We start from the raw sequence: 4,351 nt of genomic DNA, 5'->3' as shown, positions 1-4,351 counted from the left end.
TCCATGATCAGCGCGGGGACGACCAGGGCAAGCAGCAGGCCCCGGATCAGCCCCCGGAGCACGCCGATCCGGCCGCCGTCGTGCCAGTTCACGCAGCGGATCTTGGTGATGTACATACCTGGCGTCTGGGCGAACAGGCCGAGGAAGATGCCGTACACCAGGACCAGTACCAGCACCGGGGCCCAGCCGTCGCGTACCGGGTCGGCGAAGAGGTTGGACGCCAGCAGGCAGAGCACCCAGTCGATGATCAGCGCCCCGAACCGCCGGCCGAGGCTCGGCGCGGTGAAGGTGGGGTCGGTGGCCGGCGCTGCCGGGAGGTGCGGATTGGTCACAGCGCTCAAGGGTATCCGCGCCGGTATGAGGGTCTGCCGGGTGCCGCCGCCACTGTGTGCCGATTCCGGCCAAAGGCATCAGATGTCACTACACTGGCACAGTCGGTACGGCGTTCCTGGCGGGCCGCAGGCGTGGACACGGGCGTCGCTGACCCTCCGCGAGGGACGTAACACGGCAGAAACAACGGAGACACGGCCGGGCAACCCCCCGGCCCTAGCGTCGCCAGAAGCCTAGCCACCCCGTGGACGTGCCAGGAGGATGTGTGTTCGCCAACCCCGAGGAACTGCTGCGATACCTCAAGAACGAGGACGTGAAGTTCGTCGACGTTCGTTTCTGTGACCTGCCCGGCGTGATGCAGCACTTCAACCTGCCGGTCGAGTCCGTCAACGACGACCTCTTCACCGACGGCCTCGCGTTCGACGGTTCGTCGATCCGCGGTTTCCAGGCGATCCACGAGTCGGACATGCTCCTGCTCCCGGATGTCGCCACCGCGTTCATCGACCCGTTCCGCGCGCAGAAGACGCTCGCGCTCAACTTCTTCATTCACGACCCGTTCACCCGCGAGGCCTACAGCCGCGACCCGCGCAACGTCGCGAAGAAGGCCGAGGCGTACCTGGCGGCGAGCGGCATCGCCGACACCGCGTACTTCGGCGCGGAGGCGGAGTTCTACATCTTCGACTCGATCCGCCACGAGACCTCGGCGCACCAGTCGTTCTACTACATCGACTCGGTCGAGGGCGCGTGGAACACCGGCCGCGAGGAGCCGGGCGGCAACCGCGGCTACAAGACCGCGTACAAGGGCGGCTACTTCCCGGTGCCGCCGGTCGACCACTACGCCGACCTGCGGGACTCGATCGTGCGCCGGCTGGTCGACACCGGTTTCACCGTGGAGCGTTCGCACCACGAAGTGGGCACCGCCGGTCAGTCCGAGATCAACTACAAGTTCTCGACGCTGCTGCACGCCGCCGACCAGCTCCAGCTCTTCAAGTACATCGTGAAGAACGAGGCGTGGGCCAACGGCAAGACCGCGACGTTCATGCCCAAGCCGCTCTTCGGTGACAACGGCTCCGGCATGCACACCCACCAGAGCCTCTGGCTCAACGGTGAGCCGCTGTTCTACGACGAGACCGGCTACGCGGGTCTGTCCGACATGGCCCGCTGGTACATCGGCGGTCTGCTGCACCACGCGCCGTCGCTGCTGGCCTTCACCAACCCGACGGTCAACTCGTACCGCCGCCTGGTGCCGGGCTTCGAGGCACCGGTCAACCTGGTCTACTCGCAGCGCAACCGGTCCGCCTGCACCCGCATCCCGGTGACCGGCAACAACCCGAAGGCCAAGCGCGTCGAGTTCCGCGTTCCGGACCCGTCGGCCAACGTCTACCTGGCCTTCTCGGCCATGATGATGGCCGGCCTCGACGGCATCAAGAGCAAGATCGAGCCGCCGACGCCGATCGACAAGGACCTCTACGACCTCCCACCGGAGGAGTGGGGCGACGTCAAGCAGGTGCCGGGCTCGCTGCCGGCAGTGCTCGACTCGCTGGAGGCCGACCACGACTACCTGCTCGACGGTGGCGTCTTCACCCCCGACCTGATCTCCACCTGGGTCGACTGGAAGCGCGCCAACGAGGTCGACCCGGTGCGCCTGCGCCCGACCCCGCACGAGTTCGCCATGTACTACGACTGCTGAGCCTGCTCAAGGCTCTGAACTGCACCAACAGGATCGATACTGATCTTGGGTACAGGTTGGGTACAACCTCACGGACGGCGGTCATGCCCGGCTCACAGCCGGCGTGGCCGCCGTTTCGTGTTGGCCGAGCGCACCGTCGATGAGCAGCCGGGTCCGGTCGAGCACGTCCGGCCACTCGTGGACGTAGGTGTTGAGCGTGATGGTCGGCGTGCTGTGCCCCAACGCGAGCTGCACCGTCTTCACCGACGCGCCCGCGTGGATCAGGACCGTCGCGTAGTAGTGCCGTAGTCCGTGAATCCCCCACCGCGCCGGCAGGCCGACCGCTTCCCGCGCGCTCGCCCACGCCCGCGAGAAGGTCGCCGCGTTGACGGGCTCGCCGCCGACACCCTTGAACAGCAGGCGTGCGGCCCGGCGGACCGGCCGGCGACGGTCCGTGTCGTCGTCGACTTCGACCGCGTCGCACCCGTCGGCCAGGTGCTGACGCGTTACTAGCTGGGAGGATTCACGAAGGGGTAGCGCCGGAAGCCCAGCGTCCAATCTCCTTTACCGTCGGCAGGCCATCAAGGTGGCCAAACTGAACGCGGTATGTGGCTCCATGTACGTCTCGTAAAACGATTGTCCAAGCGCCCAGCTCGGTGTCGTGGCTGTGCCCAATCGGAGTCAGTTCGTCATCACTCTTGGGTAGGGGATCAAGTCCATCAAAGTCTCGGGCATAGTGGCTGACGACCGTCCATCTAGCTAGGTCCTCGGCCTCTGTCCGGCTAAGCGTCTTGCGACTCTCATACTCGGGCATCCCTCGTTTGCTGGCGCGGCTCGCGAGGAGCTTCAGAAAGGCCATCACCGCAGCACCGATCAGGGCTTCGCCGCCGGAGTCGGCGACGAAAAGAGCGAGCCGGACCACTTCACCGCTGTCCGCACCCCAGCTGGTACGACCGCGTTCCTCCCGCACTTGGTACGGCAGCTCGGCAGCCTGCGCGATCTCCTCAGCCTCACGTCGAAGATTCGCTAGTTCAGCCTCGGGGACGAGGAACTGTCCGACCCATGCCTGTGAGGGCGCGGCACCAGGCCAGTCCTTCAGGCCGATGCACACCATCACCTCCGCCGTTGGTCGATCGGGCAGGAGAAGGCTCCCTAGTTCGTCCGTGGTCACTCCTCAAGTCACTCCGCGCCTCAACGTAAGGCATGAGTGCACCTACAGGTGCGCTCAGATCTCCTCAGCGGGCAGAGTCGCCAGACCCGTCCAGCCTCCCCGGACGCTGGTAGCCGTTGTGGTGCCCGGCGCAGGGGTGGCCTACTGAGCTTTAAGGAGGGCCCGGGTTCGGGGCGGAGCCCCGAGGAATTCGGACCTGGTCGCCCCCCTCAAGTCGCCCTGCCAGCCCGGCTGATGCCGGCCGGAGGCCGGCAGCAACGCGGAGTCTGGCCGGTGCGGCCCGCTTTGGGGGATGCCTTGATCTGGAAAGGCCCGCTTCAGCACCGCGCGGCCCCTCGCCTCCCTGTCGATTCAGTCCATCCGGCGACGTGGTTCTGCCGGATTCTCGCCGTGAGAACTTTCCATACGTCTTCAAGGCGACCCTGCGGGCCGCTGCGCGCCGCTCGGGGCACGCCGCGCCTTGCCGCTTCGCTACCGGCGCGGCGACCCCGGCTGCGCGCGACCACCGGCGGACACGCCGAAGCCCCGGAGCTCCATCGCTGGAGTTCCGAGGCATGAAGTCGCTGGCTGCTATCGAAGCTCGTAGGTGAACCGGTCGCTCCAGCCGAACCGTTCGTCCTGCTCGACGACGCGGTCCAGCACCTCACAGATGCGGTCGAACTGCGCCGCGCCGAGCTGATGTCGGCTGACACTCGCGTCGTGCCAGACGAGCTGCACCGGTCGTTCGATGTCGGTGGAGAGCCGATCCCAGAGGGCATCCAGGTTGCGTCCGTAGTAGGGGCCGAAGTCGAGCTGGCTCTCCAAGATTCGGTGGAAGTCCTGTTCCGACCGCACATCCGCCCCACGAACGTCGACTAGCATCCCGCCCCCATCGCCTTCGCAATGTGCCTCATTATCGGGGCAACGACACTCGCCCAGCGGTGCTCCCATGCGTGCTGCGGTCGGGTTCCTGCCGTGAATGCCTCCGGCGGGTAGGGCCTCCGGCCCTACGACCCGGGGATGGCCTCCGGCGACCGGGGCTACTCGCCCCGGACCCTCGGCGACTCTGGGATGCCCCGGCCCGGACCGGGTACCCGTCGCACACCGGAGGCCACCAGACCGCGCCGACCTGGTCCACCTCGGAACCGCTCGCACACACCACCACCCCAAGATCGTTAGGTACACGAGGGATACAGATGCCG

General features: G+C 66.8%; 5 protein-coding genes. 1 reads left to right on the top strand and 4 read right to left on the bottom strand.

What is annotated here, in order from left to right; translation table 11 throughout:
* The coding region (locus KBX53_RS24030; protein ID WP_210861773.1) for an RDD family protein at positions 1–248 on the bottom strand (248 nt) is incomplete at its 3' end.
* 347 nt (positions 249–595) lie between these two features.
* Between KBX53_RS24030 and glnA the strand changes: the two genes are divergently transcribed.
* Complete coding sequence (gene glnA, locus KBX53_RS24025) at positions 596–2,020, top strand: type I glutamate--ammonia ligase (protein WP_210861770.1); 1,425 nt, start codon at positions 596–598, stop codon at positions 2,018–2,020.
* A gap of 81 nt (positions 2,021–2,101) precedes the next feature.
* On the opposite strand, the gene KBX53_RS24020 is transcribed toward glnA, so the two are convergent.
* The 3 genes from KBX53_RS24020 to KBX53_RS24010 form a co-directional block, all read right to left on the bottom strand.
* On the bottom strand, positions 2,102–2,557 hold the full coding sequence (locus KBX53_RS24020) for a tyrosine-type recombinase/integrase (protein WP_210861769.1): 456 nt from the start codon (positions 2,555–2,557) through the stop codon (positions 2,102–2,104).
* Positions 2,523–3,170, bottom strand: coding sequence for a hypothetical protein (locus tag KBX53_RS24015; RefSeq protein WP_210861767.1), 648 nt, complete (start codon positions 3,168–3,170; stop codon positions 2,523–2,525). Before KBX53_RS24015 ends, KBX53_RS24020 begins: the two co-directional genes overlap by 35 nt.
* A gap of 570 nt (positions 3,171–3,740) precedes the next feature.
* Positions 3,741–4,031, bottom strand: coding sequence for a barstar family protein (locus tag KBX53_RS24010; protein WP_210861765.1), 291 nt, complete (start codon positions 4,029–4,031; stop codon positions 3,741–3,743).
* Positions 4,032–4,351: the final 320 nt, after the last annotated feature.

Source organism: Micromonospora sp. M51 (genome assembly GCF_018070305.1).
Lineage (GTDB): Bacteria > Actinomycetota > Actinomycetes > Mycobacteriales > Micromonosporaceae > Micromonospora > Micromonospora parva.
The sequence above is the reverse complement of the archived record's forward strand: the minus strand, read 5'-3'. Positions and strand labels throughout refer to the sequence as shown.